The organism is Luteimonas flava (genome assembly GCF_036584485.1).
GTDB lineage: Bacteria > Pseudomonadota > Gammaproteobacteria > Xanthomonadales > Xanthomonadaceae > Luteimonas > Luteimonas flava.
In genome coordinates, this window is the sequence record NZ_JAZHBM010000001.1 from 991928 (window position 1) to 1016361 (window position 24434).

Consider the following 24434-nt stretch of genomic DNA (forward strand, 5'->3'; position numbering starts at 1 on the left):
GTAAGATCAAAGGCCTGTACTGACTTTCTCAGGTAAAGACGCACGGTGGCACGACCGCTTTCAGACCGCTCCAAGCGCACGCGCAGCGCAGCCAAGGACGCCGCACCCGCGGCGTCCGCCAAGGCGGCGCCGAACCCGCGTCGCCAGCGGCTGGTCCGTGACATCGCGCTGATCCTGATCGCGCCGCTGCTGCTGTATCTGCTGGCGTGTCTGGTCACGTACTCGCACACCGATCCGGGCTGGACCAATGCCGGTAGCGTCACCGCGCCGCTGAACAATGTCGGCGGCCCGGTCGGCGCATGGATCGCCGACGTGCTGCTGCATCTGTGCGGCTACGTCGCCTATCTGCTGCCGGTGATCCTCGGCGCGATCGCATGGATCGCGCTGTTCGGCATCGAACGCGACCCCGAGGGCACCGCCGATTTCGGCCCGGCCCTGCGTCTGGTCGGCATCGTCGGCTTTCTGGTGTCCGCGACCGGTCTGCTGTACCTGCGGGTGCCGGCGGTGCAGAACCTGTCGGCCGGTGGCGGCGGCATTCTCGGCCGGCTGGTCGGCAATTCGCTCTACGGCGCGATCGGCCCGGTCGGCGGCAATCTGTTCCTGCTCGCGCTGTTCCTGGTGTCGGTGACGCTGGCGACGGGCCTGTCGTGGTTCGCGCTGATGGACCGCCTCGGTGGCTGGGTCATGAAGCTGCCGGTGCTGTTCCGCCGCAGCAGCAAGCAGGCGACGGACTGGAAGGAAGCCCGCGTGCATCGCGAAGAGCGCACCGAAGCGCGCAAGGTCGACACCGAACTGCGGGCCAAGCGCGCGCCGGTGAAGATCGAAGCGCCGGTCGTGCCGCCGGTGGTCGAAAAGAGCGAACGCGCCAAGCGCGAGCAGCAGATCCCGATGTTCCATGGCGTCAACGCCAACGGCTCGGACCTGCCGCCGCTGTCGCTGCTCGACGATCCCAAGCCGCAGCCCAAGGGCTACGACGAGGAGACGCTGGAAACCCTGTCGCGTCAGATCGAGTTCAAGCTCAAGGACTTCCGCATCGACGTGGAGGTCAAGGAAGCGCAGCCGGGCCCGGTGATCACGCGCTTCGAGATGGAGCCGGCGCCGGGCGTCAAGGTCAGCCAGATCAGTTCGCTGGACAAGGACATCGCCCGCGGGCTGTCGGTCAAATCGGTGCGCGTGGTGGACGTGATTCCGGGCAAGTCGGTGATCGGCCTGGAAATCCCGAACGTGCGCCGGGAGATGATCTATCTCTCCGAGCTGCTGCGCTCCAAGGAATACGACAAGTCGCCGAGCCCGCTGACGCTGGCGCTGGGCAAGGGCATCAGCGGCCAGTCGGTGGTCGCCGATCTCGCGCGCATGCCGCATCTGCTCGTCGCCGGTACCACCGGCTCGGGCAAGTCGGTCGCGGTCAACTCGATGGTGCTCAGCCTGCTGTTCAAGGCCAGTCCGAAAGAGCTGCGCATGCTGATGATCGACCCGAAGATGCTGGAGCTCAGCGTCTACGAAGGCATCCCGCATCTGCTGGCGCCGGTGGTCACCGACATGAAGGAGGCCGGCAACGGCCTGCGCTGGTGCGTGGCGGAGATGGAACGCCGCTACAAGCTGATGAGCGCGGTCGGCGTGCGCAACCTGGCCGGCTTCAACAAGAAGGTGAAGGACGCGCAGGACGCCGGACAGCCGATGTCCGACCCGCTGTTCCGCCCGAATCCGGAATCGAGCGACGTCGCCGAACTGCTCGAGCCGCTGCCCTACATCGTCATCTTCATCGACGAATTCGCCGACATGATGATGATCGTCGGCAAGAAGGTCGAAGAACTCATCGCGCGTCTCGCGCAGAAGGCACGTGCGGCCGGCATCCATCTGATCCTCGCCACGCAGCGGCCGTCGGTGGACGTGATCACCGGTCTGATCAAGGCCAACATCCCGACGCGCATCGCGTTCCAGGTCAGTTCCAAGATCGATTCGCGCACCATCCTCGACCAGTCCGGCGCGGAAACGCTGCTCGGCAACGGCGACATGCTGTATCTGCCGCCGGGCACGGCGATGCCCGAACGCGTGCACGGCGCGTTCGTGTCGGACGAGGAAGTGCACCGCGTCGTCGAGCACCTGAAGCAGAGTGGCCAGGCCCAGTACATTTCGGGCGTGCTCGACGAAGTGCAGACGATGGGCGACGGCACCGTGGTCGGTGCGACCGGGCTGCCGGAAAGCGGCGGCGGTGGTGGCGACGAGAGCGATCCGCTGTACGACGAAGCGGTCAAGATCGTCACCGAGACCCGCCGCGCGTCGATCTCCGGTGTGCAGCGCCGGCTGAAGATCGGCTACAACCGCGCCGCGCGTCTGGTCGAGGCGATGGAAGCGGCCGGCGTGGTCACGCCGCCCGAGCACAACGGCGACCGCAGCGTGCTTGCGCCGCCGCCACCGCCGCGCTGATCGAGCCGACGCTGCGCGACCTGCGATGAATCGTCGATGCACGGCATCTGTGCACCGCCGCGTCGTCGTCGCCGCATTCAGCAAATAATTCGCACACTCCGGTCCAACGTCACCGAACCCAGAGGTTCCTTCGCATGCGCTCGATGATCCGTCATTCCCGCTGGTTTGCCGCCGCTGCCGTGCTGATGGTGGGCGGCCTCGCGCAGGCCGCCGATGCGCGCCCGCAGCTCGAGCAGTTCACGCGCGGCCTCAAGGGCCTCGAAGCGCAGTTCACCCAGCAGGTCGCCGACGGCAACGGCCGGGTCAAGGAAAGCTCGAGCGGCACGCTGGCGCTGTCGGCGCCGCGTCTGTTCCGCTGGGAATACGTGAAGCCGTATCCGCAGCTGATCGTCGCCGATGGCCGCACGGTGTGGGTCTTCGATCCCGATCTGCAGCAGGTCACGCGCCGCTCGCAAGGCAGCGAGGAACAGGACAGTCCGCTCGCCGCGCTGATCGATCCGTCCAAGCTCGACCGCGACTTCAGCGTTGCCGAAGCCGGCAGCGCCGGTGGACTGAACTGGCTCGAGCTGCGTCCCAAGCGCACCGAGAACGCCGCGTTCGAACGCGCCCGTCTGGGCTTCGGCAGCGACGGCAGCCTGTCGCGCATGGAAATCCACGACACGCTGGGCCAGCGCACGACGATCGGTTTCAGCGGCTGGAAGCGCAATCCGACGTTCGCCGCCGACACCTTCCGCTACACGCCGCCTGCGGGTGTCGACGTCGTGGGTGAGGAGTAAGGCGTAAGGAGTCAGACGAAAGAAGTCAGTGGGCGGGGTTCGCTCGCGTACTTCATTCGCCGCGCTGATCGGTATCGACCGTCGCCCCAGCGAAAGCTGGGGCCCACTCTGATCTTCGGGCTGACCGCGAAAGGGTCCCGGCTTGATCACTTAGGCGTCTCTTGAAGGCCGCTGGAACGACGGCGTCAAACATCGCGTTCGAACGGCTGGACCTCCGACTCGCCAACTTGCCGCATTGGCGTAAACGCCGGCAGTACCAGCCGGTAATCGAAGGGCGCGTCCGCGCTCTCGCGGCCGCCACCACGCGATGGCACCACTTCGACGACCCCGCACGCTTCTCCGCAGGCCCATTACGCACCACGCGCCGCCGTGACGTTCACCGAGTACGGCGCCAGATCCTGCAGCAGCGCGGTCATCGGCTGCGCCGGCAATCCCGCGGGCGCATCGGCCGGTCGCAAGTGCATCGCATGCACGTTGCCGGTCACGACCACGAGGCGGCCACGCGGCAATCCGTCATGCGCCCGGCGCAGCACCTGCGCCATCGCCACCTCGCAGGTGCCGCGCCGGTAGCAGCGGAGATCGCGCGGATCGAAGGGCAGGATCGCGACATCGCGTCCGGAGATCTTCAGCCTGCCGACGCGCTGGATCAGGGCGAGCACGTCCTCGCTGCGGCGACGCGCCACCACGGGCGTGCCCGCAAGGCCTCGATCGCGGCATCGGACCCGCCGGAGACCACCGCACCCCGGATGGCTGCGTGTTCGCCGGCCGGAATCTCCAGCGCGAGCAGCAACGGCGATGCCGCGCTCCAGCGCTCGACCAGATCGCCGGCCAGCAGCGGAATCTCGCGCGTGCCGTGCATCTCGCCCAGCACGACCAGTCGATGGCCGCCCGCGGCCTGCAGCAGTGTGTCCGCCGCATCCTGGCGCCAGTCGGCGGCCGATGCGGTCGACATGGCACACAGCGCGACGCCGATCGCGAGCCGCTTCAACGGCTGCATTGCGCTTGTGATCACGTCCCGGTGCCGCAATATCGGCATGTCGCACTCCTTTGCGCTCCAGTCCCGACAGGTTAACGCGTGTCCCGATCCCGCCCATCCCGCGCCGACACCGGTGACCTGCTGCAGGTCGACCGCAGTGCGATGCGTCCGCTGGCCGAGCGCATGCGCCCCGCCAGGCTCGACGAGATGGTCGGCCAGCGTCGTCTGGTCGCCGAGGGCACGGCGCTGCGGACGGCGGTCGAGGCCGGCAAGATCCATTCGATGGTGCTGTGGGGGCCGCCGGGCTGTGGCAAGACCACGTTGGCGCTGCTGCTGGCGCATTACGCGGACGCGGAGTTCAAGGCGATTTCGGCAGTGCTGTCGGGCCTGCCGGAGGTGCGCCAGGTACTGGCCGAAGCCGCGCACCGTTTCGATGGCGGGCGTCGCACGGTGCTGTTCGTCGACGAGGTGCACCGCTTCAACAAGACCCAGCAGGACGCGTTCCTGCCGCACATCGAACGCGGCACGATCGTGTTCGTCGGTGCGACCACCGAGAACCCGTCGTTCGAACTGAACTCCGCGCTGCTCTCGCGTTGCCGCGTGCACGTGATGGAGGCGGTGTCGCCCGACGACATCCTCGAGACCCTGCGCCGTGCGCTGGCCGATGCCGAACGCGGACTCGGCGATCGCGGGCTGCGGATCGCCGACGATCTGTTGCGGCTGATCGCAGTGGCCGCCGATGGCGACGTGCGCCGCGCACTGACGCTGCTGGAGATCGCCGCCGAACTGGCGGGCGAGGGCGGCGAAGTCACTGCCGGCACCATCGAACAGGTACTGGCCGACCGCACGCGCCGGTTCGACAAGGGCGGCGAGCAGTTCTACGACCAGATCTCGGCGCTGCACAAATGCGTGCGCAGTTCCAATCCCGATGCGGCGTTGTACTGGCTGACGCGGATGCTCGATGGCGGCTGCGATCCCGGCTATCTCGCCCGGCGCATGACGCGCATGGCGGTGGAAGACGTCGGCCTGGCCGATCCGCGTGCGCTGCAGATGTCGATCGACGCCTGGGAGACGTATGACCGCCTCGGCAGTCCCGAGGGCGAACTCGCGCTCGCGCAGCTGGTGATCTATCTGGCCAGCACCGCGAAATCCAACGCCGGCTACATGGCCTTCAACCAGGCCAAGCGCGACGTGCGCGAATACGGCACGCAGGACGTGCCGATGCATTTCCGCAATGCACCGACCAAGCTGATGAAGGAACTCGGCTACGGCACCGGCTACCAGTACGACCACGACACCGAAGGCGGCATCGCGCTCGACCAGACCGCGTTTCCCGATGCGATGGGCGAGCGGGTGTACTACCAGCCGGTCGCGCGCGGCATGGAGATCAAGCTCAAGGACAAGCTCGACGCCTTGCGCGCCGCACGCGCGGAAGCGATCCGCAAGGTCCGCGAGGCCGGCGACGACTGAGCGTCAGCGGATTTCCTGACGACGCCTGCGGCGCGCGACCGAAACCGCGTGGGCGTTCGCACGATGGTGCGGTTCGCGGCACGCGCGCACGCTCGTAGGCGGTTCTTCCAGGGAGGGAATGCCGATGCGGATCTGCGCAGTTCTGCTGCTGCTCGTCGCGTGGCCGGTCGCCGCGCAGTCGGTGCACAAATGCGCCGATGGGCGCGGTGGCCATAGTTACCAGTCGCAGCCCTGCGTCGATGGCGAAAGCCTGCGGACGTGGACGGCCGAGGTGCAGGATCCGCCGGCGACGACGGCAGTGCAGCGCCCGGCGAAACCGCCGACGCAGCGTCGCGCGGCCGCGTCGACGCGGGACCGTACGACGCCCGCGACGACGCCCCGACGCGACGACCAGCACGCGCGATGTCTGGCCGCACGCGCCAGTCGCGAAAATGCCTTGCGCAAGCTCGGCACCCAGCGCCGCTACGACGATCTGCGCCGCCTCAACGAACGCGTGTCCGCGGTCTGCAATCATCGCGGACGCGGCTGAGGCGCCGGGTGATCACGGATTGCAGGGGCGGTTGGTGCCTTCCCAGCCGTTCGGCAGGCGACGGATGACCTGGCCGCCAGCGCAGCGTTCGCCGGCTTCGAGCGGGGTCGAACGGTAGGCCACCAGTTTCGGCGCAGCAGGCGCCGCGACGGCCGGCTTCGGGTACTCGTAGATCACCCTCTCTGGCGAAGGCAGATGGCCGAGGCGGGAGAAGCCGCCCGCATCGTCGTCGCTGCGGCTGGCATGCAGCCAGGCCGCATTGGACGCGACCAGCAGGGCCAGCAGCACGATCGCCATCGCCTGCCAGGTCGAACGCCGCCAGCGGGCTGGGAACAGGAACACGTTGCGTTGCTGATCCACTAGGCACTCCGGAGTCCAGACAGACCGGGTTCGATGCTAGGCGCCGTGGCCACGGCGGACCACTAGGGACAACCCTGTAAACGTTTTCGCGTGCATCCATCGGGGGATGGACGGGTCGCTTGGGCAGAGGGGTCTGCCTGAACCGGTCAGGCGTGTCGCCGCCGCCATCGCCAGTCTCGCCAGGACCTCTGGAAGACCGTTCCCGGAAGCGGTGGCGGATCGGATTTCGAAGGTGTACAAATGTACACCATGAGCGATCTGTCCCCCCAACGTGCTGCCGTCCTCGAATTCCTGCGCGAGCGCATCGCCGCCGGTGTGCCGCCGAGCCTAGCCGAAATCGCCGCGGCCTTCGGTTTCGCCTCGCGCAATGCCGCGCAGAGGCATGTGCAGGCGCTGGTCTCGGCCGGGCTGGTCGAATTGCAGGCCGGGCAGAAGCGCGGGCTGCGGCTGCCGGGGCAGGGCGACCGCATGGCCGCGTTGCCGGTGCTCGGGCGCGTGGCCGCGGGCGTGCCGATCGGTCCGGACACCGGCAGCGATCGCGTGCTGTGGCTGGACCGCAGCGTGTTCTCGCTGCGCCCGGATTACCTGCTGCGGGTCGAGGGCGACTCGATGATCGACGACGGCATCCTCGAGGGCGATCTCGTGGGCGTGCACCGCAGTCGCGATGCGCGCGACGGCCAGACCGTCGTCGCGCGGCTGGACGATGCCATCACCATCAAGCGGCTCGAACACCGCGCAGGCGGCGTGCGTCTGCTGCCGCGCAATCCCGCGCATGCGCCGATCGTGATCGCCGCCGACGCCGACTTCGCGATCGAAGGCCTGTACTGCGGTCTGGTGCGGCAGGGCTGACATGGCGCCGGCGCTCCAATCGCTGGATGCCCTGCTCGCCGCGCGCACCGTGTGGTCGGCCGGGCGCGGCACGCGCTGCGCCGACATCGGGCAGCCGACCGGACATGCCGCGCTCGATGCCGCGCTGCCGGGCGGTGGCTGGCCGCCGCGTGCATTGACCGAGCTGCTGCTGCCGGCCGATGGCGTGGGCGAAATCTCGCTGCTGTTTCCGGCGCTGTCGCGTATCACCGCGGCCGGCGGTCGCGTGGTGCTGGTCGCACCGCCGTGCATTCCGTATGCACCGGCCTGGCAGGCGGCGGGCGTGCGGCTGGACGCGCTGGACGTCGTCGAGGCTTCGCCTGCCGATGCGCTGTGGGCGTTTGAGCAGTGCCTGCGCAGCGGCGCCTGCGCGGCGGTGCTGGGCTGGCCCGATACCGGCGATGCGCGTTTGATGCGGCGCCTGCAGGTGGCGGCCGACAGCGGCGATTGCCATGCCTTCGCATTGCGCGATCGACGTCATGCGGCGAATGCATCGCCGGCGGCGTTGCGGCTGGAATATCTGCCCGAAGTGCAGGCCTGGCAGGTGCGCAAATGCCGGGGCGGGCAGGTGCCGTCGCAACCGCTGCGATTGGCGAGCTGAATGCTCCTGCGATGCTCTGGGCCTGTCTTCTCCTGCCGCAACTGGCGCTCGACGCCGTTCTCCGTCGTCTGCCGGATCCCGACGCACCGTTCGCGCTGGTCGAAGGCCCCGCGCAGCTGCGCACGCTGCACAGCGTCAACGATGCGGCGGGCGCGCACGGACTGAAGGCCGGCATGCGCCTGTCGGCCGCGCATGCGCTGCTGGCCGATGTGCGCACGCAACCGCACGATCCACTGGCCGAATCGACGGCGCATCGTTTTCTGGCCGCCTGGGCGTATCGCCACAGTTCGCTGGTGAGCCAGCAGTGGTCGCGCGCGATCGTGCTGGAAGTGCAGGCGAGCTTCCGCCTGTTCGGGCCGTGGTCGCAGTTCGAACGCACGCTGCGCGAGGAACTGTCGGCGCTTGGCTTCGCACATCGCATCGCGCTCGCGCCGTCGCCGACCGCCGCGCGGGTACTGGTCGGTCTGCGCGATGGCTTCGCGGTCACCGGCGCGGCGGAACTGTCGGCGCTGCTGGATCGCACGCCGGTGCGCCGTGCCGCATTGCCGGGCGATGCCGGCGAACGCCTGTACCGCATGGGCGTGCGCACACTCGGCGCCTTGCGTGAACTGCCGGGCGCGGGTGTGCAACGCCGCTTCGGCGCGGACGTGCTGGCGCACGTGCGCAGGCTGTATGGCGAGAGCGACGATCCGGTCGCCTGCTACACGCCGCCGGACCGGTTGGACATGCGCGTCGAGCTGGGTTACGAGGTGGAAGCGCATCCGCCACTGCTGTTTCCGTTGCGGCGTCTGATCAATGATCTGTGCACGTATCTGTCCGCGCGCGACGGTGGCGTGCAGCGTTTCGTGATCGGGCTGGAGCATGAAGAAGGCAGTACCGATGTCGAGGTCGGCCTGCTCGCGCCCGAGCGCACGTCGACGATGCTGTTCGAACTCGCGCGCAACCGGCTCGAACGCACCGAGATCGCCAGACCCGTCGTCGCGATGCGCCTGCTCGCGCGCGAACTGCCACCGTTCGTGCCGGCCGCGCGCGATCTGTTCGATACGCGGCCGCAGCAGGCGCTCGACTGGCCGCATCTGCGCGAACGTCTGCGTGCGCGTCTCGGTGACGATGCGGTCTATCGGGTGACGCCGGCCGGCGATCCGCGCCCCGAACGCGCGTGGTCGCGCCGCATCGGCGATGGCGGCGCGATTGCGGATGCGCCCGCGCGTCCGCCGCGTCCGGCCTGGCTGCTGCCGCAACCGGTACCGCTGCACGACGCCGGCCTGCGCATCGTGTCCGGGCCGGAGCGTCTGGAAAGCGGCTGGTGGGACGATGCCGATGCGCGCCGCGATTACTACGTCGTCGAAACCCGCGCGGGCCAGCGCGGCTGGGCCTTCGTGCCGCCGGGCCGCTTCGAGGGCTGGATGCTGCACGGCTGGTTCGCATGAGCTGGGACGATGCGATCGACGGCGTCGACCGCGATACGCCCGGCAGCCATGTGCCGCGCGCACTGCGCGTCGCCGGGCGCCTGCGCGCAGCCGCGAACGACGACGTCGCCCACGACACCCGCGACGATCTGCCCGCGTATGCCGAGCTGCACTGCCTGTCGGATTTCTCGTTCCTGCGCGGCGCGTCCAGCGCGGAGCAGCTGTTCGCGCGCGCCGTGCACTGCGGCTACAGCGCGCTCGCGATCACCGACGAATGCTCGCTCGCCGGTATCGTGCGCGGGCTCGAGGCGTCGGAGGAAACCGGACTCAAGCTGATCGTCGGCAGCGAGTTCCGGCTGCTCGACGACACGCGTTTCGTGCTGCTGGTCGAAACCCGCGCGGGTTACGCGCAGCTGTGCGCGCTGATCACCTGCGGCCGCCGCGCCGGCACCAAGGGCCAGTACCGGCTCTCGCGTGCGGATGTCGAAGCCGAATTCCGAGGGACAACACCCGGCGTGTTCGCCGTTTGGCTGCCGGGCGCGACGCCCGAAGCGGGGCAGGGCGCCTGGCTGCGCGACGTGTTTCCCGAACGCGCGCATCTGGCCGTGGAACTGCACCGCGAATGCGACGACGCCGAGCGCCTGGCCATGTTGCTGGCACTGTCGCGCACGCTCGGCATCCCTGCCATAGCCAGTGGCGACGTGCACATGGCGACGCGACGCGAACGCATCCTGCAGGACACGTTGACCGCGATCCGCCACACCACACCGATCGCCGATTGCGGCGCACATCTGTTCCGCAACGGCGAACGGCATCTGCGTTCGCGGCGTGCACTGGGCAACATCTACGGCGCCGATCTGATGCAGGCCGCCGTCGATCTCGCGGCGCGCTGCAGCTTCGGCATGCGCGAACTGCATTACGACTATCCGGTCGAGCTGGTGCCCGAGGGCCATACGCCGACGACGTGGCTGCGTCATCTGACGGAAGAAGGGATTCGCCTGCGCTGGCCGGACGGACCGACCCCCAAGGTCCGCGAGCTGATCGATTTCGAACTGGCATTGATCGCGAAGCTGAAGTACGAGGCGTTCTTCCTGACCGTCGCCGACATCGTCCGTTTCGCCAGAGGCGAGGGCATCCTGTGCCAGGGCCGCGGCTCGTCGGCCAATTCGGCGGTCTGCTATGCGCTCGCCATCACCGCGGTGAATCCGGACGACACGCGCCTGCTGATGGCGCGCTTCCTGTCGGAGAACCGCAACGAGCCGCCCGACATCGACGTCGACTTCGAGCACGAACGCCGCGAGGAAGTCATCCAGTACGTCTACGCCAAATACGGCCGCGAACGTGCTGCGCTGGCGGCGACGGTCATCGCCTATCGCGGCAAGAGCGCGGTGCGCGATGTCGCCAAGGCCTTCGGTCTGCCGCCGGACCAGATCGCGTTGCTCGCCAATTGCTACGGCTGGGGCAACGGCGAGGCGCCGATGGAACAGCGCATCAGCGAGGCCGGGTTCGATCTCGACAATCCGCTGATCGGCAAGATCCTCGTCATCACCGAAATGTTGCGCGACCACCCGCGGCATCTGTCGCAGCACGTCGGCGGTTTCGTGATCTCGAACGAACCGCTGTCGCATCTGGTGCCCGTCGAGAACGCGGCGATGGACAACCGCACAATCATCCAGTGGGACAAGGACGATCTGGAGACCATGCAGCTGCTGAAGGTCGATTGTCTCGCGCTCGGCATGCTGACCTGCATCCGCAAGGCGCTCAATCTGGTGCGCGGCCAGCGCGGACGCGATTTCGAGATCGCGTCCCTGCCGCGCGAGGATGCGCAGACCTACGAGATGATCCAGATCGCCGACACCGTCGGCGTGTTCCAGATCGAATCCCGCGCGCAGATGGCGATGCTGCCGCGGCTCAAGCCGAAAGAGTTCTACGACCTCGTGGTCGAAGTCGCGATCGTGCGACCCGGTCCGATCCAGGGCGACATGGTGCATCCGTATCTGCGGCGCCGGCAGGGGCACGAGCTGGTGACGTATCCGTCCGAAGGCGTGCGCGAAATCCTCGGACCGACGCTCGGCGTGCCGCTGTTCCAGGAGCAGGTCATGGAACTGGTCATCCATGCCGGCTACGACGCCGACGAGGCCGATGGCCTGCGTCGTTCGATGGCGGCCTGGCGTCGCGGCGGTGACATGGAACCACATCGCCTGCGCATCCGCGGGCTGATGGAAGGCAAGGGCTACGCGTCGGAATTCATCGACCAGATCTTCGACCAGATCAAGGGCTTCGGCTCCTACGGCTTCCCGCAAAGCCACGCCGCCTCGTTCGCGAAGCTGGTCTACGCCAGTTGCTGGCTCAAGCGGCATGAGCCTGCGGCTTTAGCCTGCGGCCTGCTCAACGCCCAGCCGATGGGCTTCTATTCGCCGAGCCAGATCGTGCAGGACGCCCGTCGCGGCAGTCCGCATCGCGCGGCGGTGGAGGTGCTGCCGGTCGACGTGATGGTCAGCGATCGCGACTGCACGCTGGTCGGCGGACGTCCGTGGCGCAGTGACGCCGATCCCGGGACGCAGCCGGATATCCGGCTCGGCCTGCGTCTGGTCGCCGGCTTGTCGGACACCATGGCCCAAGCGATCGTTGCCGCACGCGCGCGCCGTCCGTTCTCCAGCGTCCAGGATCTGTGCCTGCGCGCCGGTCTCGACGAGAAGGCGCGCAGCGTGCTCGCCGAATCCGGTGCGCTCGCCTCGCTGGCCGGGCATCGCAACGCGGCGCGTTGGGCGGTCTCGGGCATCGAGCGGCAACGGCCGTTGCTGCCGGGCAGTCCCGACGAGGACGTGGTCGAACTGCCGGAGCCGCGTGCGGGCGAGGAAATCCTGTCCGACTACCGCAGCACCGGCCTGACGCTGGGCCAGCACCCGATGGCCCTGCTGCGTGCGCAGATGGTCGAGCGCCGGATCATCGGCCTGCGCGATCTGCAGCAGCGCCGGCATGGCAGCGGCGTGCACGTCGCGGGTCTGGTCACCCAACGCCAGCGCCCGGCGACCGCCAAGGGCACGATCTTCGTCACGCTGGAAGACGAGACCGGGATGATCAACGTGATCGTCTGGCCGCATCTCGCGTTGCGGCGCCGTCGCGCGTTACTGGAATCGCGCCTGCTCGCGGTGCGCGGCAGATGGGAGCGCGTGGACGGCGTCGCCCATCTGATCGCCGGCGATCTGCAGGATCTCAGCGGCATGCTCGGCGGGATGCAGTTGCCGTCGCGGGATTTCCACTGAGGCGCAACGCCGGGATTGGCCTCCTGTTTGTTATGTTGTAACTTTCGCGGCCTTTTTCGCGCCAGAAGCAACGGGATTTCGATGTCGCTGTATCACCGGATCGCCGAACTCCAGGGCGATCGCCCATGGGGCGCCATGCTCGACGCCGGCACCGGCCGCAATTCGATGCGCTGGATGCTGTCGCTGAAGACCGATCGCTGGACTGCCGTCACCGGAGCGACGTCGATGGCACGCACGACTGAAACCGAAATCGGTGCACGCAGGCGCGACGTGGATCGTCTGGTCGTCGGCAACTGGCTCGATCCCACGCTGCTCGCGGGTGAGCGCTACGACACCGTGCTCGCCGACTATCTGCTCGGCGCGATCGAAGGCTTCGCGCCGTACTGGCAGGACCAGCTGTTCGCGCGTCTGCACGATCTGGTCGCGCCGGGCGGTCGTCTGTACGTCGTCGGTCTCGAACCCTACGTGCCCCAACATCCCGATGCGCTCGACGCGGCCGGCAGTCTGGTCACGCGGATCGGGCGTCTGCGCGATGCCTGCCTGCTGCTGGCCGGCGATCGTCCCTATCGCGAGTATCCGGCCGACTGGACGCTGCGGCAGATCGAACGTGCGGGCTTCCGTGTGCTGCATGCCGAACAGGTGCCGATCCGCTTCGGCACACGCTTCGTCGACGGGCAGCTCGACATGTGCGGGCGCGTGCTGGAACGCGTGGCGGATCGCCAGCTGGCCGCCGCTTTGCATGCAAACGTCGAAGCCTTGCGTATGGGGGCGCATCTGCAAATCGCCGAGCACGGCGGTCTGCGGACCGGCCACGATTATGTCATCGCGGCGGAGGTGGTTTGAGGGGGCTTGGGTTGGTGCTTGAGCGTGCCGGCCCTCACCCGACGCGCGAGCGCGTCGACCTCTCCCGGAGGGAGAGGTGTAGGGATCGCACGAACGTGGAGTGCCGGGATCAAGTCGCGCAACGGATCGAAGCACGACGATCGACTCGATCATCAATTGAGCCGGTGATGCCGCCTCAGCGCGGCATCGGGTCGGTCGGCTCGTCCACCGGCGGCGTCCGCTCGCCGCGCACGCGCATCGCGTTGCGCTTGGCCCACAGGTTCAGCATCTCGACCGCGGCCGAGAAGCCCATCGAGCCGTAGATGTAGCCCTTCGGGATGTGCAGACCGAAGCCATCGAGCAGCAGGTAGATGCCGATCAGCACGATGAAGGTCAGCGCCAGCATCTTCACTGTCGGGTTCGCGTCGATGAACTTGCCCAGCGGCTGCGCCGCCAGCAGCATCACCGCGACCGCCAGCAGGATCGCGCAGACCATCACCGGCACGTAGTCGCCGGCCATGCCGACGGCGGCGATCACCGAGTCCAGCGAGAACACGATGTCGATGACCGCGATCTGTGCGATCACCGCACCGAACGAGGCCGTCGCCTTGCCGACCGTGCCGTGCGCCTCGCCGTCCTCGCCCTTGAGCTGCTCGCGGATCTCCATCGCGCCCTTCACGATCAGGAACAGACCGCCGAGGATCAGCACCAGATCGCGCACCGAGATGCCGCGTCCGAACAGTTCGAACAGCGGCTCGGTCAGCCCGGCCAGCCAGGCCAGCATCAGCAGCAGGCCGATGCGCGTGATGCACGCCACCGCGATGCCGAACTTGCGCGCGAACTCGCGCTGCTCGACCGGCAGCTTCGACACCGCGATCGAGATGAAGACCAGGTTGTCGATGCCGAGCACGATCTCGATCGCACTGAGCGTGATCAGCAGGATCCAGACCTGCGGGTCGGTAATCAATTCCATCATCGGTGACACATCCTCAGTGGGGTTCTAGGCAGCGCGGGGGCGATCAGGCGCGCATCGGAGCACGCAGGATCTGACGCCGGCGTGTGGATCAGATGGCACCGGAGGTGGGCAGCGGGGCAGGCACGTTGAGCTGGCCGCCCGAGGCGACGTAGGCGGCAAGCGCCTGGCCCTGGCTCAGCAGATGCTGTTCCATCGTGCGGCCGGCGGCCTCCGCATCGCGCCTGCGGAAGCAGTCCATCAGGGCGCGGTGTTCGGACAGCGACTGCGCGGTGCGACCGGGGGTCAGCAACTGCCGGCCGCGGTGCATCTTCAGGATCCGGTGCAGGTCGTGGGTGATGCGGATCAGCCACGGGTTGCCGGCGTAGCGCTGCACGGTCTCGTGGATCACGTAGTTGTTGCGGTAGTACTCGGCGATGTTGCCGGTCTCGACCGCGGATTCCATCGCCGCGTGCAGACTTTCCAGCAGCGCCAGCCCGGCATCGTCGATGTTGCGCACCGCCTCGTGCGCGCAGCGGCCCTCGAGCATCGCCATCACCGGGAACAGCTGGTTGAGATCCTCCAGCGTCAGCCGGGTCACGCGGCTGCCACGGCCCGCGTCGATCTGCACCAGGCCTTCGGCGGCCAGCAGCTTGAGCGCTTCGCGCAGCGGCGTGCGGCTGATCCCGAGGCGTTCGCACAGGTCCGGCTCATCGATCCATTCGCCCGGCGGCAGCTGATAGTCGTAGATCAGCTCGCGCACCTGCTCGGCGACTTCCTCGTAGAGCGGTGCACGCTTGCGCGTGGGTGTGGAGCCGATGGCCATGATCTGAGCGGAAATCCAGGACGGTGCAGTGTATCGGGGTTGGTGTGCGGACGACCCGGCCTGCCGCGGAGGGGCGACAGGCCGGGCGCCGCCTGGAACGCTTACATCCAGCCCGGCACGACGAACAGCAACCAGGCCAGCAGCGGGGCGAATGCGACCACGAGTCCGCTGTAGATCAGGAAGCGGCGGAACAGCGCTTCGCGCTCTTCCTTTGCGGCCGAGGCCACGACGAGCGCACCGTTGGTCGAGAACGGGCTGACATCGACGACCGTCGAGGACACCGCCAGCGCGCAGATCACCCCGGCCGCGCTCAGATGCCCCTGCATCAGGAACGGCACGGCCAGCGGAATCGTCGCGCCCAGCACGGCGGCGGACGAAGCGAACGCCGACACGATGCCGCCGACGTAGCAGACCAGCAGCGCGCCCAGCAGCGGAATGCCGATGCTCGACACGCCATGGCCGACGAAATCGACCGCGCCCGCGTTCTGCAGCACGCCGATGTAGGTCACCACGCCCGAGATCAGCAGCACCGTCGACCAGCTGATGCCGTCGACCGCGCCCTTCTGGCTGTTGGGCGAGAGCAGGGCGAGCACCACCGCGACGGTGATCGACACAAGACCGACGTTGAGGTCGTAGATCAACGCGCCGACGCCGAGACCTGCAAGACCGATCAGGGTGAACAGCCGCTCGCGGGTCATGCCGACGGCTTCGAGCGCATCGGGATCGTTCGACAGCGTGCCGCCGCCGGCCGACAGCAGCGCGCCGTGGCCTTCGATCGCGAACTGCCGCGACGAGGCCTGCGGGCCACCGGCGACCGCGAATTCGCCGCCGCCCGCCGTCGCCGCCATCGTCACAGAACCGCGGCGCAGCAGCGAGATGCCACCGAAGGCGAAGAAGCAGATCACGCCCATCATCAGGTTGAAGCCGAGGCTGGTCAGGAACACCGCCATCTCGGTGACCTCGAGTCCGGCCTTCTGCACGACGCCGTTGGTGATGCTGCCGTAGACGCTGATCGGCGAGAAACCGCCGGCCTGCGCGCCGTGGATCACCAGCAGACCCATCATCAGCGGATTGATCTTGTACTGCTTGGCGAAGCGCAGCGCGACCGGACCGATGATCGCGACCGCTGCCGGACCCAGCGCACCGAACGCGGTGAGCACGGCGGTGACGACGAACATCACCCACGGAATGGCGACGATGCGTCCGCGCACCGCACGCACCGCCCAGTGCACCAGCAGATCGATCGTGCCGTTCTTCTGCGCGATGGCGAACAGATACGTGATGCCGACGAGGGTGAGGAACAGGTCGCCCGGAAAACCGGCGAGCACTTCCTTGCCTTCCATCCCGACGAACAGGCCGCCGATGATGAAGGCGAGCGCGAACGCGACCGCGCCCATGTTGATGGGCAATGCGGTGGCGACGATGAACATGATCACCAGACCGATGATCGTTGCAATTTGTGGACTCATGCGCCCTCCCAGACACCTGACTCGGCTACATCACGGATGGAAGCCCGCCATCCCGGGTCAACACGCCTACTTGCGGTGCCGCACACTCATTGCATCCGGCCCAGCGCGGCGTGCACCCAATCGGCAGCACCGTCCAGACTCCGGAATTCCTCGACCGCGCGCACTTCGCAGCACGGATACGCGGGCGCGGCCATGCGCGCGAGCGCGTTGCCGGGGCCCAGTTGCAGGAACACGCGCGCGCCGCGTTCGAACGCCTGACGCATGACCTGCGTCCATTCGACGGTCTGTGCGAGCTGAAGCGAGAGCGTGCGTTCCACCGAGGCGCGATCGCGCACCGGACGCGCATCGATGCCGGCGAGCACCGCCAGCGTCGGCGTCTGGATCGAGGCTCCGGCGAGCACCTGCGCGAATCCGCGCGCGGCATCGGCGAGCAACGGCGTGTGCGCCGGCACGTGCACCGGCAGCGGGCGGACGTCGGCACCGCGCGCGGTCGCGGCATCGGCGAGTGCCTGCAGCGCGTCGAGGCGACCACCGACGATGAAATGGTCGGCGCCGTTGGCGATGGCGATGTGCGCGTCGTGCGCGGCGCACAGGGCCTGCAGCGGTTCGCGTTCCAGACCGAGCACGGCCTGCATGCCGGCCTGCGGAGGACTCGCCTCGTCCATCAGACGTGCGCGCTGACTCGACAGCGAGAGGCAGGTTGCGGCATCGAAACTGCCGGCGATCGCATGCGCGGCGAGCTCGCCGATGCTGTAGCCGGCGACGAGCAGCGGCGTCGGTACGCGATCGCGCAGGCCCTGCCAGTGCGCGAGGCTGGCCGCGCACAGCAGCGGCTGCGCATTGGCGTTCTCGAAGCGGTCTTCTGAAGCGGCGGCACTGTCTGCGGGGCGGCCGAGCACCTCCGCAGCCGCGCCGAGAATCGACTGCGCGGCGGCCACGTCGCGCACACGATCGAACATCGCGGGATGCTGCGCGCCCTGGCCGGGGCAGAGCAGCGCGAGGCTCATGCGCGCTCCTGCTGCAGCAGAAACCAGCTGCAGGCCAGCAGGTCGGCGCTGCCGCCGGGGCTGAGCCGGCGCGCGGCGAATGCGTTGCATATCGTCTGCAGACGCGCGCGCCAACCGGGCGCGAACGCGCCGCCGCCGTCGATGAATCCGGTCGCCTGTTCGCGCGCCCAATGCAGGCCTTCGGCGCCGCCGCGATGCAGCAGGTTGAGATCGTCGACGTGTGCGACGAGGTGCATCAGCGTGTGGCACAGCGCGGCTTCCCGAGACAGACCGGCAGCGATTGCATGCCGCAAGGTCGGCAGCGCAAGCGTGCGCAGGACCGGATAGCCGGCCGCCGCCTGTTCGCGCACCCCGGCCACGTCATGTCGGATGCGTGCGCGCTGGCCCGGGCTGTGTGGATCGAGCGGCGCAGCGCCCAGCGCATGCGCCCATTGCCGTACGCCCTCGCAAACCTGTTCGCCGGTCGGCGTCGTGCTGGACGACTGGCGATACGCCGAGGCGGAGGCGACCAGCAGGCCGAGGCTGAAGATCGCGCCGCGATGGGTGTTGACGCCGCCCGTCGCGCGCAGCATCGCAGTCTCCGCCGCGATGCCGTGCTGTCGCAGCACCTCGAAGCCGTCGCCGCGTGCACTTGCGGACGCCACCGCGCGGAAATAATGCCGCAACGCGAACAGACTGCGCAGGAACGTGCCGGCGTCCATGTCGTCGTGGCTGCCGGTGTCGAATGGCGTGACCAGTCCGGGTTTCAGATCGCAGGCGAGCTCGGCATGCAGGCTGGCGATCGCGAGCCGGCCCATACGTGCGCTGTCGACGTCGACGCGGGGCGTGGAGACGCTGCGCACGATGGGATTCATGCGGCCACGTCCTGCGCAGCGAACAGCCGCTCGCGATGTTCGAGCATCGCGCCGTCGATGCGCTTGACCAGCACCTGGCGCGTGTCGCCAGCGTATTCGCGCCAGTTCACGGCGCCGCCGTCGGCCAGACACAGCTCACCGTCGACACGCTTGCCGGTTTTCGATTCCCAGGCCAGCAGACGTGCGACGAGTGCATCGGCCTGCGCGGCGTCGTCCACCGTCCACAGCAGGTCGATGTCCGAGCGCGCATGCACATATGACAGACCGGTCAGCGCCTGCCAGGCGAACGCGCCGAACACGCGTGCCGGGCGGATGGTGTCGAGTGCGGTCAGCGCATCGCGCCAGTCGTCGGGCAGGTGCGCATCCAGTCGCGTGATGACATCACGGAGGCTCAGCGGCGACTGGTGGCAGACCACATGCTGCATCGGCACGCGCAGCGACAGGCGCTGCTTGCCTTCGTCGGGTGGCAGCGGCACGCCCAAGCGCAGGCGCGGATCGGGATCGCTGGCAGTGCGCCGCGCGACGACCGCCGGGAATCCGCGCGCGAACCACGCCGTCAGGCGCGCTTCGTGTGCGGCCACGTCGGCCTGCCAGTCGGCCTCCGCCGACAGCCAGACCAGCGTGTGGCGGGCGAGCCGCTCAGGCATCGCTGTCGGCCACAGCAGCTGCAACGCGGGCCGACAGCGTGCGCCCGCCACGTTCGGCACCCAGCGCCGCGCGGCGATCGCCGCCTGCCGGTGTGCGCAAGGCCTGCAGCAAGGCCTGCGCGAGATCGCCGTCCCAGACCGATTGCACCGCGCCCATCGCCACGTAGTTCTCCACGCCAGGCGCGAATACCGGCGAGGTACGACTCAGGGCCTGCAGTTTTTCCAGCGGCTGTTTGGTCACGCGCGCCATCGCGCGCAGATCCATCACGCGCACCTGCGCATCGGGCAGGGCGTGGATGTGATCGGCCATCAGCCCGAACGACAGGAAGCCGCCGCTGACCGATTCGCCGTAGACCAGGGTCACCAGCGTCGCGCCGCGTCGCCGCGCGAGATCCAGCGTCTGGGCCAGATGCGCGAAGTAGCCGTTGATGCCCAGCAGTTCGTCGCGGCGCGCGAGGCGTTGGCCAGCGGTGTCGACCAGCATCACGATCGGTCGCTGCGGATGCGCGGACGTGCTCGCGAGTACGGTGTCGGCGAGTGCGAGGGCGTGATCCACGCCGACTTCGATCTTGTCGGTCGTGCCGATGACGGTGACGGTGCCGTCGTCGGTGGTCGCGCTGCCGGTCAGCACGGAATCGCTGATGTCGATCGCATGGCCGCGCGGAAACAGCGCATCGAGCAGGGTGTCGAGCGGCGCGGTCATGGCAGGCTCCGGTTCGCGGTCGCGGCGAGGAAGGCATCGGTTTCGAGCAACGGCAGACGCGCCGGATCGGCAATGCCCTGCAGCGCCCAGATCTCCAGGCCGTCGCGGCACTCGCCCCAAGCCTGCGCGCGTGCTTTCAGCGCGGAGTGGCGCGCCTGCAAGGCGACGAGTGCATCGTCGGTGTCGATGCTGGGCGTGTCCGGCTGCAGCGCCTCGAACGCCGCCTGGGCGAAGGCCTCGATCGCATCGGGCACCAGACCCTGCGCCTGATCAATCAGATAGCGATGCTTGCCGCCGGTGACGCGCCAGACCAGGGCGCGATCGCGCGAGTCGAATTCCTCCACGCCGCGCACGGTCTCGATCACTTCCGGGCCCGACAGCGACAGCCGGCCTTCCTCGGACATGATCACCGTCGTGCAGCAGCGGGCGACGATGCCCATGCCGCCGAATGCGCCGTTGCCACTGCCGATCAGGGCGACCACCGGCACGCCGGCCGCACGCGCGGCGAGGGTGGCCCGCATGATTTCGGAAATCGCGATCAGCCCCGCGTTGGCTTCGTGCAGACGCACGCCGCCGGTATCGAGCAGCAGCAATACGCCATCCGGCTTCTGCGCAGCCGCACGACGCAGCAGGCCGGTGAGCTTGGCGCCGTGCACTTCACCGACGCCACCACCCATGAATTCACCCTGTTGCGCGGCCACCAGCACGGACTTGCAGCGCAAGCTGCCCGCGCCGACGACGACGCCGTCGTCGAACGCCGCCGGCTGGTCGAGCTGCGCCAGATGCGGACTCATCGCGCGATGCGTCGGTCCCAGAAACTCGACGAACGAATCCGCGTCGAGCAGACCCGCGATGCGTGCGCGCGCATCGGCCTCGTAGAAGCTGTGTCGGCGCGCGAGGCTCATGCGCGGCTCCCGGCGTGCAGGGTTTCGACCGCCTGGTCGAGCCGCAGGCTCACGACCGCCGGCGTTGCGCCGGCGTCGTTGATCGACACGCGCACGTCGCGCAGCGGATGGCGCGCAGCGAAGTCGGCGATCACCGCCTCCCAGATCGTGCCGAAGCCCTGCGCCGCGGTGACGATGCGCACGGTCAACTGCCCGTCCTGTGTGGCCGGTTCCAGCAGCACTTCGAGATTGCCCGAGGCCAGCACGCCGACCAGTACCGCATCGCCGGCGAAGCGCACGGACGTCGTGCCATCGAATCGATAATCGAGGGTTTCCATCGCAGGCCCTTACCAGTTGCGGAAGCGCTTGGGCGGGTCGTACAGACCGCCGGACCAGCGCACGAGATCCTTGACCGAGCGCGCGGCCAGCAGGTCGCGGCTGGCATCGCGCACGTCGATACCGAGGTCGTCGGGACGGCGGATCACGCCGCGGTCGCGCAGGTTCTCGACCATCGCGCGATCGCGTCCCAGACCCACGGCCGTGTAGCCGGCAACGCCGCGGATCGCCTGTTCGCGTTCCTCCGGCGTGCGGCACAGCAGCAGGTTGGCGATGCCTTCCTCGGTCAGCACGTGGCTGACGTCGTCGCCGTAGATCATCACCGGCGGCAGCGGCATCGAGGCGCGTTCGGCGAGGTCCCAGGCATCGAGGCGATCGACGAAGGCCGGCGCCATGTGTTCGCGGAAGGTTTCGACCATCTGCACGACCAGCTTGCGGCCACGCGGCAGCTCGCCGGGACGCGCGGCCTGTTGTCCGGCCTTGAGCCAGGCCTCGCTGGCGTGGCGCCGGCCGCGTGCGTCCGAGCCCATGTTCGGTGCACCACCGAAACCGGCGATGCGATCGCGCGTCGCGGTCGAACTGTTGCCCTGCAGATCGACCTGTAATGTCGAGCCGATGAACATGTCGCAGGCATAGAGACCGGCGGTCTGCGAAAACGCCCGGTTCGAACGCATCGACCCGTCGGCGCCGGTGAAGAACACATCCCCGCGCGCGGCGATGTACTGCTCCATGCCGAGTTCGGAGCCGAAGGAGTGCACGGATTTGACGAAGCCCGATTCGATCGCCGGAATCAGCGCCGGGTGCGGATTGAGCGCCCAGTGCTGGCAGATCTTTCCTTTGAGGCCCAGCGACTCGGCGTAGGTCGGCAGCAGCAGTTCGATCGCCGCGGTGTCGAAACCGATGCCGTGGTTGAGCCGGTTGACGCCGTACTCGGCGTAGATGCCCTGGATGGCCATCATCGCCATCAGCACCTGGATTTCGGAGATCTGCGCGGGGTCACGGGTGAACAGCGGTTCGATGTGGTTCGGCTTCGGCGCGTGCACGACGAAGTTCACCCAGTCGGCAGGAATGTCGACGCGGGGGAGGGTGTCGACGATCTCGTTGACCTGGGCGATGACGATGCCGCCGCCGAATGCGGTGGCTTCGACGATCACCGGCGTGTCTTCGGTATTGGGGCCGGTGTAGAGATTGCCGTGGCGGTCGGCAGCCTGGGCGGCGACCAGTGCGACATTCGGTGTCAGGTCGATGAAGTAGCGACCGAACAGTTCCAGATAGGTGTGGATCGCGCCGATCTGGATGCGGCCTTCGGCGACGAGGTTCGCCAGCCGCACGGCCTGCGGGCCGGAGAACGAGAAATCGAGCTTCGACGCGATGCCACGTTCGAATACGTCGAGATGCGACGGCAGCGACAGCACCGACTGCACCATGTGCAGGTCGTGGATGCGGGCGGGGTCGAGGTCGGCGAGCGACTGGGCGAGGAAATCAGCCTGTTTCTGGTTGTTGCCTTCGAGACACACCTTGTCGCCGGGTTCGAGGATCGCGTGGAGCAGATGGCCGATATCGGCCGCAGCGACCTCATGTCCGGTCGTCCACTCGGATGCACGCTCCAGACGGGTGCGGCGGCTGCGTTCGCGGTGGTCCCAGCTGGGCTGCGCCATGGCGGTCTCTCGTGATGATGTATTAATTACTCCATAATTACGAAAGAGGCGCAACCTTGCGGCGCAGCATTCCGACGGGCGGCAGATACGCATTCAACGACACGTCGGCAATCGGTGAGCGCGCTGGCGGCTGTCGTCGCGGGCGCGATGGGGACCGCGCGCGTTGCAGCGCCGGAGGCTCCGGCATGCGGCCGGATTCGGGATTGCGGCCTCAGGCAGCGCGCGGCCGGGTCCGCGGCAGCAGCGCGGTGGCCAGGCCGAGCAGCGGCAGGAACGCGGTGACCTGGTAGACCCAGACGATGCCGCGCGCATCTGCGAGCTGACCGAGTGCGGCGGCGCCGATGCCGCCGATGCCGAACATCAACCCGAACATCAGGCCCGAGATCATGCCGACGCGGCCGGGCACGGCTTCCTGCGCGTAGACCACCAGCGCGGCGAAGGCCGAGGACATCACCAGACCGATGAGCACTGCGAGCACCGCCGTCATCGCCAGCCCGACGTGGGGCAGGGCGAGCGCGAACGGCGCGACGCCCAGGAAGGAAATCCAGATCACCGCCTTGCGGCCGATGCGATCGCCGATCGGACCACCCGCGAACGTGCCCAGCGCGATCGCGCCCAGGAACAGGAACAGATAGACCTGGCTCTGCTGCACGCTCAAGCCGAAACGCTGGATCAGATAGAAGGTGAAGTAGTTGGTGAACGAGGCGATGTAGACGAACTTCGCGAACATCAGCACCGACACCACCGCGATCGCCTGCACGATCTTGCCGCGCGGCAGTCCCGTGCCGCGGGTGACCGCAAGACGCGTCAGGCGCGCCTGGCCATGCAGCACCGTCCATTTCGTCAGCCGCAGCAGCACGAACACGGCGAGCGCTGCGACGAGCAGGAACCACCCAATGGCGGACTGGCCGTGCGGAATCACGATCGCCGCGGCCAGCAAGGGGCCGATCGCCGAGCCGGTATTGCCGCCGACCTGGAATGTCGACTGCGCCGTGCCGAAGCGTCCGCCCGAACCCATTCGCGCCACGCGCGAGGCTTCCGGGTGAAAGGTTGCCGAGCCCACACCGACGATCGCCGCAGCGACGAGCAGCATCGAATAGCTGTGCGCCATCGCCAGCACCGCGATGCCCACGAACGTCACCGCCATGCCGGACGGCAGCAGCCAGGGCAGGGGGCGCTTGTCGGTGTACAGACCGATCCACGGCTGCAGCAGCGACGCGGTGATCTGGTAGACCAGCGCGATCACGCCGATCTGGCCGAAGTCCAGATCGAAATCGCCTTTCAGCATCGGGAAGATCGCCGGCAGCATCGCCTGGATCAGATCGTTGAGCAGATGCGCGAACGCCGCCGCACCGACGACGCGGATCGCGAAGCCCTGGGGCGGGGCGGAGAGGTCGGCTGCAGGCGCAGCCGCGACTTCAGGGAGGCGTACGGGATCGGACATCGGATGCGATGGCGTTCCGGCGTGGCGCGGCGGCGTGCGTCAGCAGACATCCGCTGAGCATCGCGGCCGGGCGACTGCGCCGGATGCGCGGGTCATGGGGGGGCTGCAGATTAGAGCCTCGCGCAGCGCCCGTCTTGCGCGGCGGCGACAC

23 protein-coding genes are annotated in these 24434 nt (G+C 68.2%); 9 read left to right on the top strand and 14 right to left on the bottom strand.

Going from position 1 to position 24434, the window contains the following annotated elements:
• The first annotated feature begins 45 nt into the window (after positions 1-45).
• Complete coding sequence (locus V3391_RS04750) at positions 46-2427, top strand: DNA translocase FtsK (protein WP_332077250.1); 2382 nt, start codon at positions 46-48, stop codon at positions 2425-2427.
• 143 nt (positions 2428-2570) lie between these two features.
• Positions 2571-3203 carry an outer membrane lipoprotein periplasmic chaperone LolA gene (lolA, locus tag V3391_RS04755; RefSeq protein WP_332077251.1) on the top strand — a complete coding sequence of 211 codons (633 nt, stop codon included), beginning with the start codon at positions 2571-2573 and terminating at the stop codon, positions 3201-3203.
• 350 nt (positions 3204-3553) lie between these two features.
• On the opposite strand, the gene V3391_RS04760 is transcribed toward lolA, so the two are convergent.
• Together V3391_RS04760 and V3391_RS04765 are read right to left on the bottom strand one after the other, a co-directional pair.
• Complete coding sequence (locus tag V3391_RS04760) at positions 3554-3889, bottom strand: TraB/GumN family protein (protein WP_332077252.1); 336 nt, start codon at positions 3887-3889, stop codon at positions 3554-3556.
• Positions 3850-4239 (bottom strand): hypothetical protein, encoded by a 390-nt coding sequence (locus V3391_RS04765; RefSeq protein ID WP_332077253.1) that lies wholly within the window; start codon positions 4237-4239, stop codon positions 3850-3852. Before V3391_RS04765 ends, V3391_RS04760 begins: the two co-directional genes overlap by 40 nt.
• A gap of 102 nt (positions 4240-4341) precedes the next feature.
• Here V3391_RS04765 and V3391_RS04770 point away from each other — a divergent pair, with 102 nt between their 5' ends.
• On the top strand, positions 4342-5649 hold the full coding sequence (locus tag V3391_RS04770; RefSeq protein ID WP_425497214.1) for a replication-associated recombination protein A: 1308 nt from the start codon (positions 4342-4344) through the stop codon (positions 5647-5649).
• A 124-nt stretch (positions 5650-5773) separates the two neighbouring features.
• Positions 5774-6178, top strand: a complete 405-nt coding sequence (locus V3391_RS04775; RefSeq protein ID WP_332077255.1) for a hypothetical protein — start codon at positions 5774-5776, stop codon at positions 6176-6178.
• Positions 6179-6190: 12 nt separating this feature from the next.
• On the opposite strand, the gene V3391_RS04780 is transcribed toward V3391_RS04775, so the two are convergent.
• Positions 6191-6538: a hypothetical protein gene (locus V3391_RS04780; RefSeq protein WP_332077256.1), complete on the bottom strand. Its 348-nt coding sequence runs from the start codon at positions 6536-6538 to the stop codon at positions 6191-6193.
• A gap of 249 nt (positions 6539-6787) precedes the next feature.
• Between V3391_RS04780 and lexA the strand changes: the two genes are divergently transcribed.
• The 5 genes from lexA (at position 6788) to V3391_RS04805 (ending at position 13524) form a co-directional block, all read left to right on the top strand.
• Positions 6788-7387, top strand: coding sequence for a transcriptional repressor LexA (gene lexA, locus V3391_RS04785; RefSeq protein ID WP_332077257.1), 600 nt, complete (start codon positions 6788-6790; stop codon positions 7385-7387).
• A 1-nt stretch (position 7388) separates the two neighbouring features.
• Entirely contained in the window at positions 7389-8006 is a 618-nt protein-coding gene (imuA, locus tag V3391_RS04790; protein WP_332077258.1) for a translesion DNA synthesis-associated protein ImuA, read from the top strand.
• Between the two features lie 11 nt (positions 8007-8017).
• Positions 8018-9436, top strand: coding sequence for a Y-family DNA polymerase (locus V3391_RS04795; RefSeq protein WP_332077259.1), 1419 nt, complete (start codon positions 8018-8020; stop codon positions 9434-9436).
• The gene (locus V3391_RS04800) at positions 9433-12681 is read left to right on the top strand and encodes an error-prone DNA polymerase (protein WP_332077260.1); all 3249 of its coding nucleotides are present in this window, start codon (positions 9433-9435) and stop codon (positions 12679-12681) included. Before V3391_RS04795 ends, V3391_RS04800 begins: the two co-directional genes overlap by 4 nt.
• 81 nt (positions 12682-12762) lie before the next feature.
• A complete protein-coding gene (locus tag V3391_RS04805) occupies positions 12763-13524 on the top strand; it encodes a class I SAM-dependent methyltransferase (protein ID WP_332077261.1) in 762 nt (253 codons plus the stop codon).
• Positions 13525-13699: 175 nt separating this feature from the next.
• Here V3391_RS04805 and V3391_RS04810 read toward each other — a convergent pair whose 3' ends face one another.
• The 11 genes from V3391_RS04810 to V3391_RS04860 all read right to left on the bottom strand — a co-directional run bounded on the left by V3391_RS04810 (position 13700) and on the right by V3391_RS04860 (position 24283).
• Positions 13700-14479 (bottom strand): TerC family protein, encoded by a 780-nt coding sequence (locus V3391_RS04810; protein ID WP_332077262.1) that lies wholly within the window; start codon positions 14477-14479, stop codon positions 13700-13702.
• Positions 14480-14567: 88 nt separating this feature from the next.
• Entirely contained in the window at positions 14568-15281 is a 714-nt protein-coding gene (locus V3391_RS04815) for a GntR family transcriptional regulator (RefSeq protein ID WP_332077263.1), read from the bottom strand.
• Between the two features lie 101 nt (positions 15282-15382).
• Positions 15383-16750: an SLC13 family permease gene (locus V3391_RS04820; protein WP_332077264.1), complete on the bottom strand. Its 1368-nt coding sequence runs from the start codon at positions 16748-16750 to the stop codon at positions 15383-15385.
• Between the two features lie 86 nt (positions 16751-16836).
• Positions 16837-17757 carry a malonate decarboxylase subunit epsilon gene (gene mdcH, locus V3391_RS04825; protein WP_332077265.1) on the bottom strand — a complete coding sequence of 307 codons (921 nt, stop codon included), beginning with the start codon at positions 17755-17757 and terminating at the stop codon, positions 16837-16839.
• A complete protein-coding gene (mdcB, locus tag V3391_RS04830; protein WP_332077266.1) occupies positions 17754-18611 on the bottom strand; it encodes a triphosphoribosyl-dephospho-CoA synthase MdcB in 858 nt (285 codons plus the stop codon). Before mdcB ends, mdcH begins: the two co-directional genes overlap by 4 nt.
• The gene (mdcG, locus tag V3391_RS04835) at positions 18608-19258 is read right to left on the bottom strand and encodes a malonate decarboxylase holo-[acyl-carrier-protein] synthase (protein WP_332077267.1); all 651 of its coding nucleotides are present in this window, start codon (positions 19256-19258) and stop codon (positions 18608-18610) included. The genes mdcB and mdcG overlap by 4 nt, the downstream gene beginning before the upstream one ends.
• Positions 19251-19961 carry a biotin-independent malonate decarboxylase subunit gamma gene (gene mdcE / locus V3391_RS04840; RefSeq protein ID WP_332077268.1) on the bottom strand — a complete coding sequence of 237 codons (711 nt, stop codon included), beginning with the start codon at positions 19959-19961 and terminating at the stop codon, positions 19251-19253. Before mdcE ends, mdcG begins: the two co-directional genes overlap by 8 nt.
• A complete protein-coding gene (locus V3391_RS04845; RefSeq protein WP_332077269.1) occupies positions 19958-20866 on the bottom strand; it encodes a biotin-independent malonate decarboxylase subunit beta in 909 nt (302 codons plus the stop codon). Before V3391_RS04845 ends, mdcE begins: the two co-directional genes overlap by 4 nt.
• A complete protein-coding gene (gene mdcC / locus V3391_RS04850; protein WP_332077270.1) occupies positions 20863-21183 on the bottom strand; it encodes a malonate decarboxylase acyl carrier protein in 321 nt (106 codons plus the stop codon). Before mdcC ends, V3391_RS04845 begins: the two co-directional genes overlap by 4 nt.
• 9 nt (positions 21184-21192) lie before the next feature.
• Positions 21193-22839: a malonate decarboxylase subunit alpha gene (gene mdcA / locus V3391_RS04855; protein ID WP_332077271.1), complete on the bottom strand. Its 1647-nt coding sequence runs from the start codon at positions 22837-22839 to the stop codon at positions 21193-21195.
• 211 nt (positions 22840-23050) lie between these two features.
• The gene (locus V3391_RS04860) at positions 23051-24283 is read right to left on the bottom strand and encodes an MFS transporter (RefSeq protein ID WP_332077272.1); all 1233 of its coding nucleotides are present in this window, start codon (positions 24281-24283) and stop codon (positions 23051-23053) included.
• Positions 24284-24434 lie beyond the last annotated feature (151 nt).